The organism is Mesorhizobium sp. WSM4989 (assembly GCF_029625795.1).
Taxonomy (GTDB): domain Bacteria; phylum Pseudomonadota; class Alphaproteobacteria; order Rhizobiales; family Rhizobiaceae; genus Mesorhizobium.
In genome coordinates this window covers 1-1,176 of the sequence record NZ_JARTVN010000015.1, presented here as the reverse complement: position 1 = coordinate 1,176, position 1,176 = coordinate 1, and the positions used below count along the sequence as shown (strand labels likewise).

The following is a 1,176-nucleotide window of genomic DNA, read 5'->3' as shown; positions in this document are numbered from 1 at the left end:
GCGGGGCTGGCGATCCTCAAGCACACCTTCAACCTGTCGGATGAGGTGCTGTGCGAGCGCTGGGTGGAGAACCCTTATTTCCAGTATCTCACCGGCGAGACGTTCTTTTGCCATACGCTGCCGTTCGACCGCTCCTCGATGACGCGTTGGCGCAGCCGTATGGGCGAGGAGCGGATTATGGTGCTGTTGCAGGAGAGCCTCAGCCTCGCGGTCAAGACCGGGGCGATGAAACCGGCCGACACGCGCCAGGTGATCGTCGACACCACCGTGCAGCCGAAGAACGTCATGTTCCCGACCGACGCCAAGCTCATCCATCGGGCACGCGAACGGCTGGTGCGGCTGGCCAAGAGGACGGGTCTCCATTTGCGCCAGAGTTATGTGCGGGTCGGCAAGCTGGCGCTGATCAGCCACCAGCGCTATGCCCACGCCAAGCAGTTCAAGCGGGCCAACAAGGCGCTACGCAAGCTCAAGACCTATCTCGGCCGGACCATTCGCGACATTGGTCGCCAGATCGCCGGCGATCAGGGGCTGGACGCTGTTCAAATGGCCGCTCTACCAGGCCGCCACCGTTCTCGAGCAACGCCAGCGCCAGCGCGGCCGCAAGATCTACAGCCTGCACGCACACGAGGTGGAATGCATCGGCAAGGGCAAGGCGCATGCGCCCTACGAGTTCGGGGTGAAGGTGTCGGTGGCCACCACGCTGAAGCGCTCCAGGGGCGGCCAGTTCGCCCTGCATGCAAAAGCACTGCCCGGCAATCCCTATGACGGCCACACGCTGGCAAGCGTCATCCCCGACATGGAAAAGACCATCGGCAACGAGATCGGCCGCATCCTCGCCGACGCCGGCTATCGCGGCCACAACGCACCGCAGAGCCACAAGCTCAGGGTCTTCACCGCGGGCCAGAAACGCCGCGTCACCCCAGCCATCAAGCGCCAGATGCGACGGCGGTCGGCGGTCGAGCCCGTCATCGGCCACATCAAGAGCGAACACAGAATGGGCCGCAACTACCTCGCCGGCCAGCAGGGCGACACCCTCAACGCCATCCTGGCCGCCGCCGGCTACAACTTCTCCCTCCTGCTCAGGTGGCTGAAGGGGTTTTTGTCGCTCTTGATTGCCCTGCTTCAAATCCGGCCGAAGCCGGTCGCCGCTTAGGGCTCGGATTGTTCACGGTCGAC

Annotated in this window: 1 pseudogene; it reads left to right on the top strand. The window is 64.2% G+C overall.

Annotated features, from left to right (window positions below):
* Positions 1-1,153: pseudogene (locus tag P9217_RS30130) on the top strand (IS5 family transposase); the annotation flags it as partial.
* Positions 1,154-1,176: the final 23 nt, after the last annotated feature.